This is a genomic window from Peribacillus sp. FSL P2-0133 (genome assembly GCF_037975445.1).
GTDB classification, from domain to species: domain Bacteria; phylum Bacillota; class Bacilli; order Bacillales; family DSM-1321; genus Peribacillus; species Peribacillus simplex_E.
This window is the reverse complement of sequence record NZ_CP150254.1, coordinates 5,555,634-5,575,507: the sequence shown is the minus strand read 5'-3', so window position 1 is coordinate 5,575,507 and position 19,874 is coordinate 5,555,634. Positions and strand designations below refer to the sequence as shown.

The 19,874-nt window shown below is 41.8% G+C and carries 13 protein-coding genes; 8 read left to right on the top strand and 5 right to left on the bottom strand.

Annotated features, from left to right (window positions below; translation table 11 throughout):
- The first annotated feature begins 11 nt into the window (after window positions 1-11).
- From MKY17_RS26945 to MKY17_RS26925, 5 genes are all read left to right on the top strand, one after another.
- Window positions 12-1,628, top strand: coding sequence for an ABC transporter substrate-binding protein (locus MKY17_RS26945; protein ID WP_098371627.1), 1,617 nt, complete (start codon window positions 12-14; stop codon window positions 1,626-1,628).
- A gap of 115 nt (window positions 1,629-1,743) precedes the next feature.
- On the top strand, window positions 1,744-2,748 hold the full coding sequence (locus MKY17_RS26940; RefSeq protein ID WP_098371669.1) for an ABC transporter permease: 1,005 nt from the start codon (window positions 1,744-1,746) through the stop codon (window positions 2,746-2,748).
- Between the two features lie 12 nt (window positions 2,749-2,760).
- Window positions 2,761-3,663 carry an ABC transporter permease gene (locus MKY17_RS26935; RefSeq protein WP_076368323.1) on the top strand — a complete coding sequence of 301 codons (903 nt, stop codon included), beginning with the start codon at window positions 2,761-2,763 and terminating at the stop codon, window positions 3,661-3,663.
- A gap of 207 nt (window positions 3,664-3,870) precedes the next feature.
- Complete coding sequence (locus MKY17_RS26930) at window positions 3,871-7,608, top strand: S8 family serine peptidase (RefSeq protein ID WP_098371626.1); 3,738 nt, start codon at window positions 3,871-3,873, stop codon at window positions 7,606-7,608.
- 223 nt (window positions 7,609-7,831) lie between these two features.
- Window positions 7,832-8,248 (top strand): hypothetical protein, encoded by a 417-nt coding sequence (locus tag MKY17_RS26925; protein ID WP_098371625.1) that lies wholly within the window; start codon window positions 7,832-7,834, stop codon window positions 8,246-8,248.
- A 127-nt stretch (window positions 8,249-8,375) separates the two neighbouring features.
- Here the strand turns inward: MKY17_RS26925 and MKY17_RS26920 are convergent, their stop codons facing one another.
- Window positions 8,376-9,821 carry a PLP-dependent aminotransferase family protein gene (locus MKY17_RS26920; protein WP_098371624.1) on the bottom strand — a complete coding sequence of 482 codons (1,446 nt, stop codon included), beginning with the start codon at window positions 9,819-9,821 and terminating at the stop codon, window positions 8,376-8,378.
- A 122-nt stretch (window positions 9,822-9,943) separates the two neighbouring features.
- Between MKY17_RS26920 and MKY17_RS26915 the strand changes: the two genes are divergently transcribed.
- The gene (locus MKY17_RS26915; RefSeq protein ID WP_098371623.1) at window positions 9,944-10,552 is read left to right on the top strand and encodes a LysE family transporter; all 609 of its coding nucleotides are present in this window, start codon (window positions 9,944-9,946) and stop codon (window positions 10,550-10,552) included.
- Window positions 10,553-10,721: 169 nt separating this feature from the next.
- Here MKY17_RS26915 and MKY17_RS26910 read toward each other — a convergent pair whose 3' ends face one another.
- From MKY17_RS26910 to MKY17_RS26900, 3 genes are all read right to left on the bottom strand, one after another.
- Window positions 10,722-13,694, bottom strand: coding sequence for a DEAD/DEAH box helicase (locus MKY17_RS26910; protein WP_098371622.1), 2,973 nt, complete (start codon window positions 13,692-13,694; stop codon window positions 10,722-10,724).
- Window positions 13,687-15,312 carry a hypothetical protein gene (locus tag MKY17_RS26905; RefSeq protein WP_098371621.1) on the bottom strand — a complete coding sequence of 542 codons (1,626 nt, stop codon included), beginning with the start codon at window positions 15,310-15,312 and terminating at the stop codon, window positions 13,687-13,689. Before MKY17_RS26905 ends, MKY17_RS26910 begins: the two co-directional genes overlap by 8 nt.
- 637 nt (window positions 15,313-15,949) lie before the next feature.
- The gene (locus tag MKY17_RS26900) at window positions 15,950-16,843 is read right to left on the bottom strand and encodes a helix-turn-helix domain-containing protein (RefSeq protein WP_098371620.1); all 894 of its coding nucleotides are present in this window, start codon (window positions 16,841-16,843) and stop codon (window positions 15,950-15,952) included.
- Between the two features lie 547 nt (window positions 16,844-17,390).
- Here MKY17_RS26900 and MKY17_RS26895 point away from each other — a divergent pair.
- A complete protein-coding gene (locus MKY17_RS26895; protein ID WP_098371619.1) occupies window positions 17,391-17,705 on the top strand; it encodes a hypothetical protein in 315 nt (104 codons plus the stop codon).
- A 28-nt stretch (window positions 17,706-17,733) separates the two neighbouring features.
- Here the strand turns inward: MKY17_RS26895 and MKY17_RS26890 are convergent, their stop codons facing one another.
- Window positions 17,734-17,877 carry a hypothetical protein gene (locus MKY17_RS26890; RefSeq protein ID WP_179891068.1) on the bottom strand — a complete coding sequence of 48 codons (144 nt, stop codon included), beginning with the start codon at window positions 17,875-17,877 and terminating at the stop codon, window positions 17,734-17,736.
- Between the two features lie 469 nt (window positions 17,878-18,346).
- Between MKY17_RS26890 and MKY17_RS26885 the strand changes: the two genes are divergently transcribed.
- Window positions 18,347-19,783, top strand: a complete 1,437-nt coding sequence (locus MKY17_RS26885; protein ID WP_098371618.1) for a hypothetical protein — start codon at window positions 18,347-18,349, stop codon at window positions 19,781-19,783.
- Window positions 19,784-19,874: the final 91 nt, after the last annotated feature.

Below are 19,874 nucleotides of genomic sequence, written 5' to 3'. Positions count from 1 at the left end.
GGGGGAAGAATATGAAGAAAACATTGGCATTATTGCTGACTGGTATCCTGGCTCTTTCGCTAGCGCTTGCGGGATGCTCCTCGTCTACATCAAAAGAAAAAGATGATGGTAAAGGGGGATCGAGTGAAGCGAAGGGCGGCGTATTGATATACGGTAAAGGCGGAGACGCTGTCGGTCTTGACCCGGCTATCGTAACCGATGGGGAATCATTCATCGTCACACAGCAGATTTTTGAAACGCTTGTGAAATATGGGGAAGATGATACGGAAATCAATCCGGGTCTTGCGGAATCATGGGAAGTGTCCGATGACGCAAAAACATACACATTCAAATTGAAAACCGGAATCAAGTTCCATGATGGTACGGATTTCAATGCAGATGCAGTCGTAAAAAACTTTCAACGTTGGGCAAAGAGTAAGGATGAGGGTAAATTTGCTTACTATGCCTCCATGTTCGGAGGATTTGAAGGTGATGAAGGCCATGTTATCAAAGAAGTAAAAGCGATCGATGCCAGCACGGTGGAATTCACTTTGAACCGTCCGCAGGCGCCGTTCCTGAAAAACCTTGCCATGCCTACATTTGCAATAGCCAGTCCGGCTGGAATTGAAAAAGAGGGTGATGACTTCACTAAAAATCCATCTGGTACAGGTCCTTTCAAATTCAAATCATGGAAACCTGGCGATACGATTGAAGTTGTGAAAAACGATGATTACTGGCAAGAAGGACTGCCGAAACTTGATGGAATCACGTTTAAGGTCATTAAAGATAACTCTGCGCGTTTAAATGCTGCAATCAAGGGTGAAATCGACCTGATGGACGGGTTGAACCCAAGTGATATCAGTAAGGTTACAGGAGATGAAAACCTGCAAATATTCGAACGTGCATCCATGAACGTCGGGTACTTTGCTTTTAATGTTGAGAAAGCGCCATTCGACAAGAAAGAAGTGCGTCAAGCCATTTCGCATTTGATCAATAAAAAGGAAATCATTGATAATTTTTATGAAGGCACAGCAGAGCCTGCCAAGAATCCTATGCCGCCATCCGTTTCTGGCTACAATGATAAAGTCGAAGACTATGATTACGATGTAGAAAAGGCGAAAGAACTGCTGAAAAAAGCTGGGCTTGAAGACGGATTTAAAATGGACCTATGGGCAATGCCGGTACCGCGCCCATATATGCCAGATGGTCAAAAAGTGGCTGAGGCCATTCAAGCAAGTCTAAAACAAGTCGGCATCGAAGCGAATATCGTTTCGTACGAATGGGCTGCATATTTAGAGAAAGTGCAGGCTGGTGAAGCCCAATCCTTCATGATGGGCTGGACAGGCGATAATGGAGATGCGGATAACTTCCTTTATACATTATTGGATAAAGATAATATCGGCTCCAACAACTATGCCCGTTACGCAAACGATGAGGTCCATAAACTGCTGATCGAAGCTCAGTCCACGGCAGATGAAGCCAAGCGAAATGAGCTGTATGGAAAAGCACAGGAAATCATCCATGATGATGCTCCATGGGTTCCGCTTGTACACTCTTTACCGCAGTTAGCCGGATCTAAGACGGTCAAAGGGTTTGTTCCACATCCAACTGGTTCACAATCCCTTGTTAATGTTTCACTAGAAAATTAACCGTACGAACCGGGTAGTATGGAGTCTTGCATGCTTCCCGGTTTTGTTATGGAATGTATTTCAAAATGATCAAGGGCGCTTCGAAGGACCCTTATTTAAAAGGCGGGTGATTGTTTTGTTTTCCTATACCGTACGACGTTTAGGATCTCTCATTCCAGTGTTACTCGGAATGGCATTTATTGTATTCATGATGATTCGGGCGATTCCTGGAAATCCAGCACAGGTGATTTTAGGGCAGCAAGCAACGGAAGAGGCAGTCGCTGCAATGACAAAGGAACTAGGTCTGGATAAACCTTGGTTCATTCAGTTTTGGGATTATTTATCAGGTCTGTTAAAGGGAGACCTGGGTGTTTCGTTAAAAACGAATAGTCCGGTTTCTGAAGAAATTGGGCCATATCTAATGGCCACGATAGAACTGGCCTTGATCGCCATGATCATCGCCGTGGTCATAGGCGTGAATGCAGGGATAATATCAGCTTGGTTTCAAAACTCATGGTTTGATTATGTCGCCATGGTGATTGCGTTGATTGGTTTGTCCATGCCTATTTTCTGGCTGGGATTAATGGAGCAATACATCGTTTCAATTCAATGGGATTTACTTCCGACGACAGGGCGGGATAATATCAGGGATCCCGTTGAAGCCATAACCGGCCTGTATTTGATGGATACACTCATGGCTGGCAGGGTTGATCAGTTTTTCGAGGTGATCAAACATCTCATTTTGCCGGGGATTGCGCTTGCGACCATTCCGATGGCCATTATTGCAAGGATGACACGTTCGTCCATGCTGGAAGTTATGAGATCGGATTTTATTCGTACGGCTCGTGCTAAAGGAATGAGAATGTTTTGGGTTGTTTACAAGCACTCCCTTAAGAATGCCCTGATTCCAGTGGTGACGGTTATCGGCCTGCAGACAGGATTACTTTTAGGCGGCGCCATATTAACGGAAAACATTTTTGGGTGGCCAGGTATCGGTACATATATTTATGATGCAATACTATCTCGGGATTATCCGGTGATACAGTCCGGAATTCTCGTCATCGCCTTTTTGTTTGTCATGATTAATCTAGTTGTGGACTTGTTGTATGCAGCGATCGATCCTAGGATTAAGTATAAATAGGGAGGGAAACTCATGCCTGAAATAGCAACGAATACTTCGCCAATCCTTCCTCCAAAAGAGGCAGAGGAAAAAGTCATCTCTCCCTGGAAGGAAGGATGGAAAAGTTTTAGGAAAAATAAGGTAGCCCTTGTGGGTCTGGGGATTGTTGCATTTTTTATCTTAATCGCCATCTTCGCGCCCGTTATTGCACCATATTCATTTGAGGGGCAAAAGCTAAGTGATAAACATTTGGCCCCGTCTGCGGAGCATTGGTTCGGAACGGATGAATTTGGACGTGACATTTTGAGCAGGGTCATTTATGGCTCGCGCATATCGATAGGGGTCGGCTTCTTATCTGTTGCCGGATCTGTCGTGGTTGGGTCTTTTTTAGGAATCATTGCCGGTTACTACGGCAAGTGGATAGATACGATCATATCGAGGGTCTTTGATATCATTTTGGCCTTTCCAAGCATCTTGCTTGCCATTGCTGTCGTAGCCGTTTTGGGACCTTCCCTTCGCAACGCACTTATTGCCATCGCCATCGTCAATGTCCCGATATTCGGCCGGCTTTTACGTTCACGGGTCTTAACGGTGAAAGAAGAGGAATATGTAACGGCTGCGAAGGCAATTGGAATGGGGGATGGCCGCATTCTCCTTCACCACGTCCTTCCTAATAGTCTTGCACCGATCATCGTTCAAGGTACCTTGGCGATTGCAACTGCCATAATTGAGTGTGCAGCACTGGGCTTTCTCGGCCTCGGTGCACAGCCGCCAGCACCAGAGTGGGGAAAAATGCTTGCTGATTCCAGGGCGTTCATCATTCAGGCACCATGGACGGTTCTTTTCCCTGGCCTTGCGATCATGCTTACGGTACTCGGCTTTAACCTAATGGGGGATGGGCTGCGCGATGCATTGGATCCAAGAATGAAAAACTAGAAGTAAAAGGGTGATGTTAGTTTAACATCACCATCTTTTTGTCGTTTATCTTGTAAATCTATTAAAATATGAAAAATAATAACATAATCCTAGTTCGAAATAGGAAAATAGTGACTATTACCCCTTAAAATCACCCCAAAAGTTGTGATACTTTTATACTCAGTAAGAATATTCCAAAAATTGATTATTTTAGAGGAGGAAAGTTCAGTGATTAAACGCAGCTTGTCCATTCTAGCAATCTTTCTATTAGTATTTACTGCAAGCGTTTCCGCAGCCAAGCTCCCAGATCCCCCGACAGGCTCAGGCGATGCAGGTAAGAAGAATCAGGAAAGTATTATAAAGCTGAAGAAAAATGATTTGGGGAAGAAATACAAAAGCAATGAGAAGGTCAGGGTCATCGTAGAGATGAAGGAAGCCCCGGCAATAGAAATAGCTTCGAAAGAAGGAAAACTTTTTAAACAGTTATCAAAAAATAAGAAACAACAATTAAAGTCCGAAAAGCTAGCTAATCAAAAGAAATTGAAAAAAAAGGTGAAAGAGAAAAAAATAGCTTTCAAGGAACTTGAAAGTTTTACGACAGTCGTCAATGGGTTCAGTGGTGAACTTCAGTATGGTGAAATCAAAAAGGTGGAAGCCATGCCTGAAGTTGCTGAAGTACATATTGCGAATGAATATGAACGTCCTGTAGAAAAACCCGAGATGCTTTATAGTAAAGAACTTGTCCAAGCCCAGGAAGCTTGGCGGGAATATGGATATAAAGGGGAAGGGATGGTCGTCGGGATTATTGATACTGGAATCGACCCATCTCACCGTGATATGGTCCTGAACGACGAGACTAAGGCTGAACTGACTGAAAGTGAAATAAGCGGGATGAAGGAATCTAGCCATCTATTAGGCAATTATTATACGGAGAAGGTGCCTTATGGATACAATTACATGGATGAAAATGAAGAAATCCTTGACCTTGGTGAAGGGGCTTCCATGCATGGAATGCATGTAGCAGGTACGGCTGGTGCCAATGGAGATGAAGAGAACGGCGGCATTAAAGGGGTTGCTCCTGAAGCCCAGCTGCTTGCTCTAAAGGTCTTCGGGAATGATCCCGACATGCAGACAACATGGGGTGATATATACATTAAGGCGATTGACGATGCCATTATCCTTGGGGCGGATGTGCTGAATATGAGCCTTGGCTCCACTGCAGGTTTTGTATCGGCAGAAGATCCGGAGCAGCAGGCGGTATCCAGGGCTGTTGATAATGGGATCCTCATGTCGATTTCAGCAGGAAACTCGGCGCATTTTGGAAATGGATTTGCAAACCCATCGGCCTCGAACCCGGATATTGGCGTTTCAGGTTCACCTGGGCTTGCTTACGATTCTGTACAAGTGGCATCGGTAGAGAATAACTATATGGATTTGGATGCAGCGACTTATGATATAAATGGACAAGCAGGTAAAGCTCCGTTCATGTCGGCTTCAAGCGTACATCCCAATACTTTGAAGGATAAAACACATGACTTGGTGGCTGCAGGTCTTGGGACGCCGGAGGAGCTTTCCAAAGTGGATGTTGAAGGCAAGTTCGTCCTCATCGAGCGCGGCACGCTTTCTTTTATAGAAAAGGCGCAAAATGCCCAGGCAGCAGGAGCGACAGGAGTCATCATTTACAATAATGCTGACGGATATATTTCCATGGCCACAGATCCAAGCATCACCATTCCTCAGCTGTTCATGTTGAAATCGGATGGTGCAAAGCTGAAAGCGGCCTTAACGGATGGCGAAAAGGTGAAGGTTACCTTTAATGGCGATAAAACAAAAGCTGTAAATCCAGAAGCAGGGAAAATGAGCTCATTCAGTTCATGGGGAGTCGCACCGAACTTGGATTTCAAACCAGAAATCACTGCTCCGGGCGGACAAATTTATTCGACGCTGAACAACGATGAATATGGAATGATGAGCGGTACTTCGATGGCGGCACCACATGTTTCCGGAGGCTCGGCACTGGTTCTTGAAAGAGTGGATAAAGAATTTAAATTAGATGGATCTGCCCGGGCTAATTTAGCTAAGAATCTTATGATGAATACTTCAAAACCATTAACGGATCAGGGTGTCGTCAATAAGGCCCTTGACTGGGAAAACCCTTACTCGCCTCGCAGGCAGGGAGCCGGAGTCATGCAGCTGCAATCCGCATTGTCCACACCTGCTGTCGTGACCGAGGCATTCACGAAAGAAGCGAAGGTTGCAATGAAGGAGATCGGCAATAAGTTCGCCTTCACTTTAAAGGTTGAAAACTTCAGCAACAAAGCGGTCAAGTATGATGTGAAAGGAAACATCCAAACGGACTATGCAATCCAGGGACAACTGGGTTATTCCGCTAATGAGCTGGAAGCACAGGAAATTAAGAACGCTTTGATTAAAATCAATAATAAAAATACAAATAAGATTACCGTTCCTGCAAAAAAATCGGTTACATTCGAAGTGAAAGTGGACATATCCGATGCAAAGGTACTTGGCGATGACCTTCAGACTCTTGTAGACATTGACAAGGTCTTTCCAAATGGATACTTTGTTGAAGGGTTCATTTCATTGAAGGATCCAGCCGATACGAATCCGGAACTGAATGTACCGTATGTAGGGTTTAAAGGAGAGTGGGACAAAGCCCCGATCCTGGATGGCACTAAATATGACAAAGAGTCTTTCTATGGCATGGCAGGAGGAGTATCGACAGCAGGTGAAGATTTCACTTATCTCGGCTATGACCCTGCGGGAAAAACATTCAATGGCAAAAATATTGCAATTTCCCCAAATGGTGATGGTGCACAGGATGACTTCGTGCCGGTCCTATCATTCTTAAGGAATGCGAAAAAGGTAGAATACAATATATTGAATGGTGAAAACAAGTCGGTCCGGAAACTTCGCACAGAGAATAATGTACGTAAGGACTATTATGATGGCGGACAAGGGACTGCATACACCCTGGATCCAGCCCGTAAATGGGACGGTAAAATCAATAATGCACTCGCTAAGGATGGGGTCTATTATTTTGAAATCAAAGCGATGATAGATTACGAGGGTGCGAAATGGCAGACGTTTAAAATGCCTATCAAAATCGATACGGTAAAGCCGACAGTCAAGATTTCGAAAAAAGGTAATGTATTGACCATCCAAGGTAAGGATAATTTGAATGGTTCAGGGCTTGCTTATTACGATGTACAAGTCGATGGAGCATCCATCATGGAAGAACCGCTCCCGGCGAATGCGAAACAATTCACCCTACCTGATGTAAAAGGGGATAAGGTTCAGGTTGTAGCAATAGACTATGCAGGTAATGAAAAAACGGCTGAAACCGAATTAGCAAGTGATTCGGCTCCGATCGATAATCATGCACCAGCTGTAAAGATCAAGAGTCCTAAAGCCTTGAGCGTGAACAATAAAACTAAAATCAAAATAACTGGAGAAATTGAAGAAGCGTCGGAAATAACGGAATTTAAAATCGACAATAAAACGGTACCTGTAACGTATAACAAGACGAATAATAAATATCAATTCTCATATGAAAAGAAATTTGTAGATGGTGTCCAAAGCTTCACGGTTAAAGCAACCGATAAATGGGATAACACGGTTTCCTTTAAACGGACGATTATGGTCGATGCAACAAAGCCAGGGTTAAAAGTTAAAGGTGTACCGGAAACTGTGGGAGCCAAAGGAAAGAATCCAAAAGTGGACGTGACGGTAGAGGATAATTTTGATGAAATCCGTCTTTACCTGAACGGAAGCGAAGTATTCTATCATGAATTCAAGGAACCATACAAAATGCGTGCCTACAAGAAGAAGATAGAGGATATGGAGCTGCCGCTTAAAACAGGCAACAACAAGATTGAATTTAAGGTGACCGATCTTGCAGGAAATGAATCGAAGAAATCCTTTAACATCAATAAAGCTAAAAAATAATGAGAAACAGCCCTCTTATCCAAGAGGGCTGTTTTTACGAAATGAGATTTCCGGATTATGGATTTGAAGTATGAATTCTTTAGTAGTTTATGGAGTAGTTTGCTTCGTTTTCACCGTGCAAATATGGAAATCTATTAGTAAGGAAGTATTTTCATTATCAGGCAGGTATATGGAACGGGATGAAAGAATTAGGTATAAAGAACCTATTAAAAGGAGGGTATCTATGAGTTATAAGAAAAAATCCAGCAATAAAGTAGGTAGTCTTGGAATTACAGTGAAATTCGAAAGGAGAGGAAGCGACAGTTCATATCTTACAAAACCGAGTTTCTTTGATGCACTTCAGCACGTCCATTCCCCCTTTGAAAAGGATCCCCGCTCAGATTCACTCTATCAGGATTTTCCTCTATGTCAGGAGGTAACCCTTTCTTTTTTTGAAAGAGGTGCTAAAACATCTATTAATTATGATCCCCACCAAGAAAAAATCATCATTGAGGAAAGTTCAGGGACGTATCAGCCGAATAAGGGTGAGGTGCTTACTGCAATCCTCGATCATATCATGATCAATCATGGCCATCACCATTCTTTTTTCATCATCCAGCAAAAAGGGCGGAACGTAAAAATGAAAGCTGCTAATCCGTGATATCATCTTCTGGAACTGCAGGACATTGTAGGGCATGAGAGCGTACGAATAAGTTACTTTACTCAATAGGGATGGAGCTGCCACGGCAGCTCCTCGATATGATGAGTGTTTCCTATCCTTCAAAATGTCAAACCATCCGCCGAATGATCTTTGATAGGGTTTGGATGCCATAAGCTAATTGATCCTTCGAGGCGTATGAATATGAAAGCCGTATATGTGTATGGTTATTTGGTTCGTATATGTATCCCGGATTAAGAAGTATGTTCTCCTTTATCGCTTGCTTGAAAAGGTTTGGATTCACGATGGGTTTACATAATTTTAACCATATATAAAATCCGCCTTGAGGTATTTGCCATTCAGCCAGTTCCTTAAAATATTGATCGAGAAGGGTTAATGTAAAATCTCTGCGATCTATCAACTCATGCCTTAGCCACTCTAAATGCCTTGAATATTGACCATTTGCTAACCATTCTGCCACAAGGTGTTGGGAAAGTGCACTGGAACCGTAATCCATTTGCATTTTAATGTCCGCTAAACGTTCAATCACAGTTATCGGGCCAGCAATCCATCCGATACGCAATCCGGGGCTTAAAGTTTTGGACATACTGCCAATGTGCAATACAAGGCCATCTGCATCAAGAGATTTTAAAGGCGGCGGTGGTTCTTTTTCAAACCACAAATCACTATATACGTCATCTTCAATAATAGGAATCTGTTCTTTTTTGCAAAGTGATAGGAGGTTTAGTCTTTCTTCTTTTGTCCATGTAGTATTTGTTGGATTGTTAAACGTTGGAACAGTATAAAACAGTGACGCTTTTTTCCTTCCATTGATGCGCTTTATTTGTGTCGGAATACTTTCCCGGCCTTGTATTGATAAACCTAATAAGTGCATGCCCGCAGATTGAAAAGGGTGAACGGAATTTAAATAGGAAGGGGATTCATGTAAAATCAACGATCCCTTCTGAAGTAAACCAACTGAAATCAACTGGAGTGCCTGAAGCCCGCCAGAAACGACCATGAGGGAGCTGGGACTTGCGTTGATCCCTTTTGTTTCTAAATAAACACTTATACATTGGCGAAGTCTCTTATCACCCTTGGGCTCGGAATAACCTAATGAGTGGGCATCAAATGAAGTGGATCGCAACGTCTTTTCGATTTGTTTTGTAGGCAATAGAGCTGGAGATAGTTCGCCCGTGCCCAATCTGATGATGGCGGTGTCCGTTTCATACTGATTAATGTCCTGAATCGTTTTTAAATTAGGTTCATGAAGGCCATTCCGGACATAGTTTTTCCAGTCGGGCTGTTTGCTGGAGACGAGCACATTCCATGTATTATTTGAAACGAATGTGCCGGACCCAATCTTAGTTTCCAATAATCCATCTGCAATCAGCTCATCTATGGCTGTGATGAGGGTACTTCGGTTTACACCAAATGAGTCGGCCAATGAGCGTTGTGATGGAAGCTTAGTACCAACCGGCCATTCCCCTCGTGTAATTTGTTGTTTGACCCAATCTACTATTTGTTGGTGAAGTGATTGGTCGGAAGTCCGGGTTGGCCTCCATTCGATAAACATGCGAAAACCACTCCTTTCATGTTCTATATTCATTAAATTGGTTGGATTGAAAACCAACCAATTGGATGGTTAATTCCTTTGTTATTTTCATTATACTGAATATGAAGGGAGGGGGTATTCGTATGGGGCCATTTTTTCATGGATTATTATTGGCATTAGGGCTGATACTTCCGTTGGGAGTGCAAAATGTATTCATTTTTAATCAAGGAGCAATCCAACCTACAATAAAAAGAGCATTGCCAGCAACGATCACAGCTGCAATTTGTGATACAGTGCTCATTCTGTTAGCTATTTTAGGTGTTTCGTTGGTTGTCATGCAATATGATTGGTTGCGCCTTACATTAATCATAATCGGAGTTGTATTTTTATTGTATATGGGTTTTCAGATTTGGTTTGCCAAATCGAATTCACAGTCAGGTGCCCAATCCATGCAGATGTCGACCAAAAAGCAAATTGTGTTTACTCTATCAGTCTCATTACTGAATCCGCATGCAATCTTGGATACGATAGGTGTAATCGGTTCAAGCTCACTTGTTTATTCTGGGAAAGATAAAATGATATTCGCCATAACGTGCATCTTTGTGTCATGGTGCTGGTTCCATGGATTATGTCTTGCGGGGCGATTGCTGAAAAAGGTTGATACATCCGGGAAATTCCTTGGAATATTAAATAAAATTTCTGCAATCATCATTTGGATCACAGCTCTCTATATGGTGAAATCGCTTTTTTGAATCATATAAACGTATTCGAACTAGACCATGCCAGGTATTCAAGGGTTTAAAAGTTACAGACGCTTATGTATAAAAAAAGGGGAATGCATATCATATATGCATTCTCCCCTTTTTTTGTCCTGAGTAGCTAACAACCTGCCCTCATTCATCTTCATATCGTGAGAGCGGGTTATTGAAGAGCAACCAAGTCCTTGATTTCCTCTGTGGAAAGTTCGGTGATCCAGTTGTCACTGCTGATGATCTCGTCGTTCAGGGCTTGCTTTTTATCAAGCATCTGGTCGATTTTTTCTTCCAGGGTCCCTGTGCAGATTAGCTTATGAACGTGAACGAAACGCTGTTGTCCAATTCGGTAAGCACGGTCGGTGGCTTGATTTTCAACAGCCGGATTCCACCAGCGATCATAGTGAATCACGTGGTTTGCTTCTGTAAGATTAAGTCCAGTGCCGCCCGCTTTCAACGAGAGTATGAAGATGGGGAATTCCCCATCTTGGAATCGGGTGATCATTTCATCACGCTGCTTCTTGTTCGCACTCCCGTTCAGGAATGGCACTTCAAAGCCATATCGTTTTTCCAGCAATTCTTTAATCATATTGCCCATCCCGATATATTGTGTGAAAATGAGACAGCTTTCATCCTGTTCGCGGACAGCATCGATAATCTCGGTCAGCTTCTCGAGTTTGCCTGATCGGTTAGGTGCCTTCATGATGTTTTCCTTCTCCGTCTCTTTTAAGTAAAGAGCTGGATGATTGCAAAGCTGCTTGAGCTTATTCAGCATCTGGAGGATGATGCCTTTTCTTTCAAAGGCAGACAGTTGTTCGATATCAGTGAATGTATCTTTTATCAGTTGTTCATACAACGATGCTTGCTCGGTGGTAAGCGGTACGAATTCCTTTTGTTCTTGCTTATCCGGAAGATTAAGAGCGACTTCTTTATCGCGTTTTGTACGGCGAAGCAAGAAGGGCTGAATCAAACGCTGCAATTCCTTGATTTTATCCTTCTGTTCATCACGCTCAATGGTCGCCACATATTTTTCCTGAAACTGACCTAGCGTTCCAAGATAACCTTTGTTGATGAAGTCGAAAATCGCCCACAGCTCACTTAAACGGTTTTCCATCGGCGTACCCGATAAGGCGATATGATGTCTGCCGTTTAGCTTGCGGACCGCTTTGGATTGCTTTGTTTGAGCATTCTTGATGTTTTGTGCTTCATCAAGGATAACGCTGCTCCAATGGATGGTGGTCAGTTCAGCCACATCTTGGTGGGTCAGTCCATATGATGTTAAGACAATATCATGATCGGCTGCCAGTTTAGTAAATGCTTCACCTTTAGCACGATTCGATCCGTAATGAAGGTGAACTTTAAGTGAAGGTGCGAATTTTTCCAATTCCTTTTGCCAGTTGCCCAGGACCGACGTCGGGCAGACGATGAGCGACGATTGTACAGAGACGGATTCGGGGGTAGTGGCAATGATCTCAGCCTCATCACTGCTCTCTGTGCTACTATCCTCTTCGACAATGATCGGTTCACTTTTTTGTTTAACCCTGGGGGCAGTGGGGAGCTCTTTACTCACTCCTTCTTTGCCTTTCACATGAAGTAGGTAGGCAATCATCTGGACGGTTTTTCCAAGTCCCATATCGTCGGCTAGACAAGCACCAAAACCATGCTCCCTTAAAAAAAGGAGCCAGCTCATGCCCAGTTTTTGATAGGGGCGTAAATCACCTTGAAGTGCATTAGGGACGGGCAGGATGGATATGTTTTTGGTTTCCCGGAGTCTTCCAACCATTTTACGGAGCTCCTGGTTCAATTCAAATTGAATCCGAAGCATTTCGTCGTTTTCAGAATCGTCATCGCCATCTTCATTTACGCCATTCAACAGTTCCTGCTGCAGCAAGTCAGTCAATTGGATGCCTTTTTCATTAGCTGTTTCCATCAGCTCCTGAATTTGTTTAATGAAAGCTGGATCAAGCTTGACCCATTGGCCGCGGATGAAGACAAGCCGCCTTTTTTCATTGACGAGCTCCTCGAACTCCGCCTCGGTGAGCTCTTTGCCATTTAATGAGAAACGCCAATCGAAGTCCATTAAAGCTTTTAACCCGACATAAGACGGGCCGCGGTTCGATTGGCTCTTCACTTTCGCCTTGACCTTCAATGAAGACTCCTTCAAGGCAAGCCACCACGATGGAAGGAGAATTTCGACGCCAAGAAACAGGAGCTTTTCGCTTGCGTCGGTCAGAAACTCCCATGCATCCGTTTCCGAAATCTCCCTTTTCAGACGGCCATTCTCCCCAAGCCATGGCACGACGAGTTGCCAGCGTTTCGTAGCACGCACCACTTCACTTGCATACTTATTCCAGCCGCGCGGCAGTTTTTTTCCTGTATATGTTTCAAGGATATTCTCATCCCTTTTTGAACGAAGGGTAACATCGAGAATCCAAGGCCCATTGCCATCAGGAGGCTCAGTTAAACGGAGACCTATGGTGAATGGCTTGGGATCGGGCAGGGTACCGAGCCATTCCTGCCAGCTGTCTTTGTCAAAAAAGGCCTGCAATTCTTCGGGAGAAAGTCGTGTATCCTTTAATGCCCCGACGGCTTCACTCCATTTATGCTGCATGGGTGAATAGTTTTTTAAATACATATTAGCGGCACCGTTATACCACTTTTCGATAAAAGTACGGTTTGTTTCCAGTTCAGGTGAAGGGAGATCCAAAGATATTTCTTCTTCCCAAAAGGAAGGGACGAATTCCTCTTCCACTTCTTCCGGCAGCTTCCAGCCGATGGAGTCCAACTGAAGATTAGTGAAATCCGGTACGGGGATTCCGGCTTCAATGGATTCATGAAGAACGGGCGCTGCTGATAGGCAAAGGGAGGATAACTCGGACCATTCCCATTCTATGAAGGAGTTAAAGCTTTCCCTAGCAAAAAAGTTGAGAAGTCCCCAAGCGTCAAGAATGAATACTTGATTTCCATCCACTATATCCGTAGTCATTTTAGTACCATAAAAGCTTGCGTCATCCCAGTTGAATAACAGCCTGCGTATATGATTCGTAGTGAGGAAGGTATTCTCTTCATTGACGACACCAAGGGCGTAAGTTCCGTTTTCGAGAGCCGCTATTTTGATTTTTAATTTCCCTGGATTAAACATCGATAAGCTTACCCCTTTTTAGTTCTTCTTGGAAAGCGCGAAGCCGTTTGGTTGAATCTGCTACATAAAGTATATAACGATCGAATACGTCTTCCTTTTTGCTCTTTTTATAAATGGTGCGCATCCTTTTCAAATAACGGACAGCTTGCTTATAAGCAGGCCGGTTTTTCAAAGAAACTTTTTCCTGGACCGCATGATAATAAAGGGGCAGGATTAGTTCCGGTTCTTTTGAGACCACTTCTTTGATGGATTCACTGCTGATTAAGTCAATGCTGATTTCTGAGTAAATATGCATCTCCACCCATTTTTTATATTGTCCTTGTTCAAAAAGGAAATTTGCATAGTTCCAATAGCTGTGCGGAAGGGTGGCCCTGTAAAATTTCTCAAGCAAATCGGTCCGTTTTAATTTATAACAGCAACTGTTAATTAAAGTCGTGAACGTTCGGACGAAATCTACCCGTTTATAATAATCGGATAAACCGGCAAGGAATTCCTGGACATTATTATTGATGAATTCAATAAAAGGGATGGCACGTGACCGGTTGTCAGATTCAGCCAGGAGATTCAGCCAATAAAAAATGTATGGACAGGCTTCCTTCTTCAATTCATGAAGAAACTCAATCGCTTGTTTATCATGGCTCTCCAAAAGGGATAGGTGAATGGCTGCGAGGGAATAGGACGTCCTCTCAGTGGTGCCAATATACTTGTCGGGAAGTTCTTTATTGATTCGTTCCAGTTCCTCTTTACGCCATGAGGAGTTGGAGAATAAGTAGCTCCATATCTCCCGGTAGAGGTCGATCTTTTCGTATTCCAGGCCTTCTCCTCCATCCAGTAGTTTAGCTACATCTTCCTTGATGCTGAAAACGAATGGATCAAAGGCGAAGGGCCTCGCTTGCCTGCTAAGCGGCTGTACCGATTCATGCAGCTCTTCTGCCAGGTCGACGGCAAGTGCATAAAAGACCCTGATCGTTTGCGTCTCACTTTTATGCAGCTGAATCATTCTTAGTGTCTGCTGCATCGTGCAAAATTGCGTAACGAAATGATAAAGCAACTTCCATTCCCTTTCCATTGGAGCTTTTGAGCTAAGGCGTTTAAAGTAAGTTTGTATATGATTTTCAATCATATAAGTAGCCTCGCCTATATGGGGCTCGACATGTTCCGCAAAGGCATCATTGACGAATTGCTTCCATGATGGGTAGCTTTTATCTAAGATGATGGAATTCCCCGCCGCCTGTTTAAGTAATTCACTTGCCCGTTTGACTTGCTGCAGTGCTTGGGCAGTTGAGGTGTTTTTTGGTGCTTTCCATTCGCTCAGCCATTCGGAAACACTAGCGTGTTCAGAATATGCAGAAAAGAAAACGGCCATTTGATGCCGGCATATGAACCTTGAATCACATGTACAGCTTCCATCCTGAGGGAAGAGCAGATTCAGCCTGGCCCTAAAGCGTGTCCCATCCTGTACCTCAGCCGCAATCGTATCCACCGCTTCTTCTTTAATATCGACGAGCCCCTGACGGTATAACTGGAGCCCTTGATTCACCACATCCGAATCTTCCGGATCCCCGGCCTCCAAAAATTCCGCCAGCCGCTCCCCAACTAACAACAACTCCCGCTCCATACTCTCCTCCTTCAGGGACAAGCCCTGTTTACCAAAATTTATATTTTTTGTATGATCATGAACCATCAGTTCTTTAACTTATCGTAATCCCGCCCCCGGTTATTCTTGGGCCGTGCATATATTACATCCCGGGATCGATTGCCGGGCTTTTTCCATGGGCGTTCTCTTTACGTTCTAAAACATTTAATCGAACAAACCATCACTGCTTCTAGCCGTATATTCATAAAAACCCTGTAAAAGTCAATATCGTCAAAAATCCCCTTGAATATAAGCGGTTCGGATATAAACAGGAATAACTGGCATTAACGTTAACCATGCCTGAAATCCTTCATCCTCATCACGCTTCACAAAACTAAGTGATGAGGGGCTGGAACCTTTTATTAATGTGCGTTTTTTGAAGCATCTCTTTATTATACTTCATTTTGGCTTGGAATTTAAAATGTAGAATGGAGGTTTTGAAAATGATGCGTGTGAAATTATACATATTCCTGGTGAATGGCTCAGTTTGTAGGCAAATGGGGTTCTATATAAAAGTTAAAACAAAGTTGACTGGAGCGGGTGCCTGGAGGCAACGTTCAAATTGTACATTCCTTAAAAAATTGGAGCCATTCCCATGGGAATGGCCAAAAATATAGAATTAATTTATTTTCATTTCATTCTTCCAACTGTCTAACTTTTTGTTTATGAATGTAACAAAGGTATGATTCTTTTGTAAATTGAATAGAAACGCTGACTTTTCCAAGTACTCTTTTGCCTCTTCAAAGTTACCTATGAGTTCAAAATTGTAACCTAAATGGTAGTGTAAATCAGCTAAAGCATATAATTGATCATGTTCGAGGCACCACTTTATGGCATCTTGGCAGCAGGCAATGGACTCTTCATATCGGACCAGGCGTGTTAACACTCTGCCAAAATTATAGGATAGGCGTGTCTTTAGCGTTTTATCCGTCAAAAAGGGTAGGGCTTTCAAGTGATCTAAAGCTTTCCTTAACAAGGCGAATGCATTTTCGTACTGTTCTTCGGCAACATACATTACACCAAGGCTGCTTAAGATTTCAAGCTCCCGTTCCGAATATATTTTGTCGGTCGTATGAGTAATGGCGATGGCCTGATTAATGAATTCTATGGCTTTATCTAAATCTTTATTTTTTTCATATTCGTATATTCCCTTGTGCCAAAGAATCAATTGATGATTCTTTTTATTCTGAAGAAATAGGGGACTGTTTTCCTCAGCCTTTACAATTTGCTGCATTTCCTCATAATTTCGGGTTCTTCTGGCTATTTTTAATTGATAAATCACTTCTTCAACGTAATCCAGCCTAGGGGTCATTCCAATATCGAAAAAATAGTTCACATCAACGCCTAAACGTTGGGAAATTAAGTAGAGGGTGGATGCATATGGATAGACATCGCCTTTTTCAATCTTGCTGATCTGTGCTTGTGTACAAATACCGGATGCCAACTCTTCCTGGGAAAGCCCGATTTGTTTACGTAGCTCTTTGATCTTTTGTCCAACTGCAAAAAAATCCATTTTGATTCTCCTTAAAATATGCCTAGAGTTATATTTTGTCATGAAAAATCGGTGAAAGCGGTATGTACAGGTCCTGAACGGTTTAAATAGAATCTTTAGTCGAAATTTATGGTTTTAAGAAGTGTGGTTAAATATAACTATAGAATTATTTTCTATTTTAACCAATATTTTTTTAAAAGAAAAGGAGGAATGACCTATGAAAAAAAGTACTAAAGCATTAGTCGTATCTTTTCTTATCATCGCTGCTTTTGTTATTGTCCCAAGCGAATTACCAGGCCTTTACGCAGAACTTCCAGGTTTATATAAATAAGTACTGAAGCTTCCCTATCAATCATTCAAGCATCTTCATTAGAAGATGTTTTTTTATTATTATTAAATGATTATTCTTTTACGCATATTCCTGTAGTTATAATTATCTATGAATGGGGAGTGTAAAGTCCATTTGTTAGGTGCGGAAGAAACGTGAGCGTAGTTTGTAACGCCTATTTCCTTTTAATGATTTTGTTATAGTGTAAATAACAAAACGGAGAGAGGTGTAAGTTTAACGATGGATATTAATATGAAAGTTCAACCCTCTTTTTACGATGATGAATGTGCCATTGTGTTTTCTTTTTATTTTGATAAGGCAACCAGGAATATTGGTGAAGCTGTGGTGTACACATGCAAAAAATCAGATCAAAAAGAATACAGCCAAGATCATATAGATACAGATATACAAGAAAAAATCGCTTATATTAGAGAGTTTTCCATTGTAGATGAATATCAGGCAACCTCGATGAAGAAAATTAAACATTTTTTGAATGTAATCGGTATCAAGAAATGTGTAAAGCACAACCTTCAGGGAAATGAAATCGCATTTTAAACGATAAAAACTCATGACATCCAACCCGTCATGAGTTTTTACCATTTAAATGAGAGTGTTGAGCATTCATCTTCTTTTTGATGAAATCGCTCATTTGTTTCCGTTCACTTGGTTTAGCGTTATTTGTTCTTTCAAAAAATTTAAAGTGTTGTTTATTGCTATCGGATTTCATGATGTCTCTCCTTTGCTTTTTTTTATTTACCCATTTCTCATTAGTTAAAACGTGATTTTCATGATAAAGGGAAAAAATAATGAACAAAAAAATTTTCGTTATTATTCCTATAGTTATATTTTCTTCTGGGAATCCCTGTATATAAGGATTAATTAGATAATAATGAGTGGTAATGCCTAAATATGGAGGAATTTCGTGTTTTATCATACTTTAAATAAATGCTAAAATGGTCCGAATATCGGATTTTTCATTAGAAACATCAGTTTCTAGTACCCTAAAGTGAAGAGGGTTGCAGAACTCTTTTCGATGGCCCCCGAGCACTTGCTTGGGGGATCTTTTTCTATATGGATAATTTGTCCACTTTATTTCTACAATATGTTTCGTTTTGTTTGTATATACATGGGTAAATATAAGAAACAGATGAATTAAACCTATGTTTATCGCTGGTTTAATCGGAGGAATATATTTTATGGTTGCGAAAGTAAAGAATGATCCCACAAAGCGAACTTTCCAGCAGTACATTTTTCCATTTGCGCTTGAAGGAAATATGATTGAAAAGTTTGTGAAAAAGTTGTTTGAGGACAATTTCGTTTTTTTGAACTTGAAAGATATGGAACAACAAAATCAATTTTACGGTGGCCATAAAGTTTCTCACCGTAAATTGGAAAAGTATTTCATGCCATACATCGAACCGATTTTATTTCCGGGTAATGCAAAACAGAAGGAAGGCTTGCGGCGTTTCACGAAAAAACTGGATATTGAGTGTACCTTCGAATCACCCTATCTAAATACCCCATTTATTATTAACTCTATAGATATCTTCATATGCCCATTTCATATTGGCATGATGAATCTTCGCATTACTTTGCCTGAAGGGCTTTCATATGATGATGTGCTCTATTTTGGCGATACATTCCGAATCCTCGAACCGATTGCTGATGATGAAGAAAAAACGAAAGTAAGCTGTCGTGAAAATCAATATGAACAGGTGAGGGATTTCATCTTCAATGAACTATTGCCGCCGATTGAGGAATATATGGATGAAGAACAAGCGAACCCGACTTATTTTGGCAGTTTGCCCTTCTTCATCGATGAAAGAATGTACGTGGTCAGCTATACTGCATTCCCTGAGAATCGTGATATCACTAAAAATGATTTATTCCGCATCAGTGAGCTGAACGGGTATGACAATGATGGTGAGCCATATATTGGCGCAATAAACCCCGATTATATAGAAAAGTATTATCAAGAAAGGGTATATGACAGGTGGGGCAAGGAAACCTATTATGTAACTAGCATGTATCATTTCGCTTGTGTCACGAAAGCGACAGGTAAATTGGAACAGGAACTGGCAAGTGAAATGTATGGCCAGCATTTTTATACAGTGTTGCTTTTCTTCTATTATAAAATCGTACTGCTTAAATTGGCTCATGAACATTCCCAGATAGATGTGGAAAAAGATCAATCGGATACGGAACAGTTGATTTTCATGATCACTCAGTTTTCTGCAAAGTACTTATTCACTGAAGTCAATAGTACGGCAATCGGTAAGGAGCTATTCAAAAAAACGGATGAAGCCTTCAGGATTTCCGCTCTCTACAGAGAAGTGAAGGAAACACTTTCCTACCTTTATCAAAATCAAGATAAACTGTCTGGGAAAAGCAGTAATTATCTCTTGCAAATATTAACGATTTATACGGTTGTTTCCGGGATATTCGGAATGAATCTATATATTGAAGATTGGAAAGGGAAATTGCCGTGGAAAGCGTACATGAATTACACCTTATACGAGTGGGTAGCTGTCATTGTTACGACTAGCGGTCTAATCATTTCGGGTATCTTGGGCTTTTTCTTCTTGAAAAAATGGCTGCAAGAGAAAAAAAGCCGAAAAAAAAGAATGCTTTAATATAAAAGTCCTGTACACTATGTACAGGACTTTTGTTTTAGAAAAAACATGGTCAATTAGAAAAATGAAGAAATTCGGCGTGCAAAATCCC